3 protein-coding genes are annotated in these 2647 nt (G+C 73.1%); all 3 read right to left on the bottom strand.

Annotation, left to right across the window (positions count from 1 at the left end; translation table 11 throughout):
- Positions 1-64: 64 nt before the first annotated feature.
- Positions 65-757: an urea ABC transporter ATP-binding subunit UrtE gene (gene urtE / locus EYA84_RS30155; protein ID WP_131057571.1), complete on the bottom strand. Its 693-nt coding sequence runs from the start codon at positions 755-757 to the stop codon at positions 65-67.
- The gene (gene urtD, locus EYA84_RS30160) at positions 757-1530 is read right to left on the bottom strand and encodes an urea ABC transporter ATP-binding protein UrtD (RefSeq protein WP_131057573.1); all 774 of its coding nucleotides are present in this window, start codon (positions 1528-1530) and stop codon (positions 757-759) included. Before urtD ends, urtE begins: the two co-directional genes overlap by 1 nt.
- The coding region (gene urtC, locus EYA84_RS30165) for an urea ABC transporter permease subunit UrtC (RefSeq protein WP_131057576.1) at positions 1527-2647 on the bottom strand (1121 nt) is incomplete at its 5' end. The genes urtD and urtC, both read right to left, overlap by 4 nt.

A 2647-nucleotide genomic window follows, 5' to 3' on the forward strand; every position in this document is an offset into this window, starting at 1 on the left:
ACACCGGACGGCCCCTGCCTCACCCGGGGGCGGGTGGGGCAGGGGTCCCGGAGCCTCGGCGGGCTCAGACCGCGAGCGCCTGGCGCACGGTCCGCTCCGCGCTCGCCCCGCCGTCGCCGGCCGAGGTGACCCGCCCCGACTCCAGTACGTGGTAGCGGTCGGCCACCCGCAGCGCGAAGCCGAGGTGCTGCTCGACCAGGAGCACGCTGAACCCGCGCTGCGCGGTCAGCGCCACGATCCGCTCCTGGATCTCGGTCACCACCGACGGCTGGATGCCCTCGGTCGGCTCGTCGAGCATCAGCAGTCGGGGCCGGGTGATCAGGGCACGGGCGATGGCCAACTGCTGGCGCTGGCCACCGGAGAGCAGCCCGGCCCGGCGACGCAGCAGCCCGCGCAGCGCGGGGAACAGGTCCAGCACCTCGTCGGTGGCCGCCGCGCCGTCACGCCGACCGTCGGCGACCAGACGCAGGTTCTCCGCCGCCGTCAGGTGCGGGAAGCACTGCTGGCCCTGCGGCACGTAGGCGACACCTCGGGCGACCCGCTCGTGCGGGGCCAGCCGGGTGATGTCCACCCCGTCCAGCTCGACCCGACCGGCACTGGGACGCAGCAGGCCGGCGGCGACCCGCAGCAGGGTCGACTTGCCGGCGCCGTTGTGTCCGAGGACCGCCGACACCCCGTCGTCGGGCACCTCGACGTCGACGCCGTGCAGCACCCGGCTGCGCCCGTAGCCGGCGTGCACGCCGCGCAGACTGAGCATCATGCCTCCGTAGCCGTCGGAGCCGACCCTGCGTCGACCGGGTGACCGAGATAGACCTCCTGCACGCGCGGGTCGGCCTGCACCTGCGCCACGGTGCCCTCGCTGAGCACCCGACCGGCGTGCAGCACGGTGACCGTCCGCGCGAAGCGGCGCAGGAAGTCCATGTCGTGCTCGATCACCACCACCGTGCGGTCCTGGGCGACCTTCTCCAGCAGGCGGCCGGTGGCGTCGCGTTCCTCGTGACTCATGCCGGCCACCGGTTCGTCGAGCAGCAGCAGGCGGGCGTCCTGGACGAGCAGCATGCCGATCTCCAGCCACTGCTTCTGCCCGTGCGCGAGGGTGCCGGCGAGCTGCTCGGCCCGGTCGGCCAGGCCGATCACGTCGAGCGCCTCGGCCACCTCGTCGGGCACCCCGTGCCGGCGGCGCAGCAGCGTCGCCCAGCTCCGGCGGGCCCCGGCCGCGATGTCGAGGTTCTGCACCACGGTCAGTTCCTCGAACACCGTCGAGGTCTGGAACGTCCGACCGACGCCGAGGCGGCTGATCCGGTGCACCGGACGACCGAGCAGTTCCCGGTCGCCGAAGCGGACCGAGCCGGTGGCCCGGACCAGCCCGGTGACGGCGTCGACCAGGGTGGTCTTGCCGGCACCGTTGGGTCCGATGAGGAACCGGATGTCGCCGGGCGCGACGTCCAGGCTGACGCCGTCCACGGCGGTGAAACCGTCGAAGCTCACCCGCAGGTCACGCACGTAGAGCCCGTGTAGCTGCTCGCTCACGATGCCGCCTCCACCTTGCGCCGCCGTAGTCGCCCGAACGGACCGGGCCGCGGCCCGCCATCGGCGGGTGGGTCGGAGCGGCGGCGCACCAGGCCGACCAGCGACGCCAGACCGCCGGGCAGGAAGGCCACCACCACCACGAACAACAGGCCCTGGAGGTACGTCCAGGTGCCCGGGAACCGCTCCGACAGGGCGGTCCGGGCCCATGCCACCGCGATCGCGCCGAGGACCGGCCCGAGCAGGGTGGCGCGACCGCCGATGGCGACACCGATGACGAACTCGATGGAGGGCACGATGCCGATCAGCGCCGGTGAGATGATGCCGACCGCCGGGACGAACAGTGCCCCGGCCAGCCCGGCCATCCCCGCCGCCACCACGTACGCGACCAGTTTGACGGTGGCCGGGTCGTAGCCGAGGAAACGGACCCGTTCCTCGCCGTCGCGGACCGCGACGAGCAGTTCGCCGTAGCGGCTCTGCATCAGGTGCCGGGTCAGGGCCAGCAACGCCAACAGGGTACCGGCGATGATGAAGTAGACCATCCGCTGGTTGACCGGGTCGTCCAGGTCGTAGCCGAAGAAGCCCTGGATGTCGGTGAGGCCGTTGGTGCCGCCGGTGGTGCCCTGCTGGCCGATCAGCAGGATCACCATGGCGGCGGCGAGGGCCTGGCTGAGGATGGCGAAGTAGGCGCCCCGGACCCGGCGGCGGAACACCAGCGACCCGAGGACGAAGGCGACCGCCATCGGCAGCAGCACCGTGGCGGGCAGGGCGAACCACGGGCTGGCGAACGGGCGCCACCACAGCGGCAACTCGTCGAGTTGCCCGTACAGCATCATGAAGTCGGGCATGTTGCCCGGACCCGCGTCGGCGAGCTTGAGGTGCATGGCCATCGCGTAGCCGCCGAGGCCGAAGAAGACGCCCTGGCCGAGGGCGAGCATGCCGCCGCGTCCCCAGGCCAGGCCGATGCCGACCGCGACCATCGCCACGCAGAGGTACTTGGCCAGCAGGGACAGCCGGAAGTCGGAGAGCAGCAGCGGGGCGACGGCGAAGAGCAGGGCCGCGCCGAACGCGAACCCGGCGGCGGCCCGGAACCGGTGCCGGGCCGGGCCGGCGGCCGGGG

It is taken from the genome of Verrucosispora sp. SN26_14.1 (genome assembly GCF_004307965.1).
Lineage (GTDB): Bacteria > Actinomycetota > Actinomycetes > Mycobacteriales > Micromonosporaceae > Micromonospora.

Bases quoted from the DNA above. Each gene is read 5' to 3' on its own strand.
- urtE (WP_131057571.1), bottom strand. From the start codon at position 757: ATGCTCAGTCTGCGCGGCGTGCACGCCGGCTACGGGCGCAGCCGGGTG.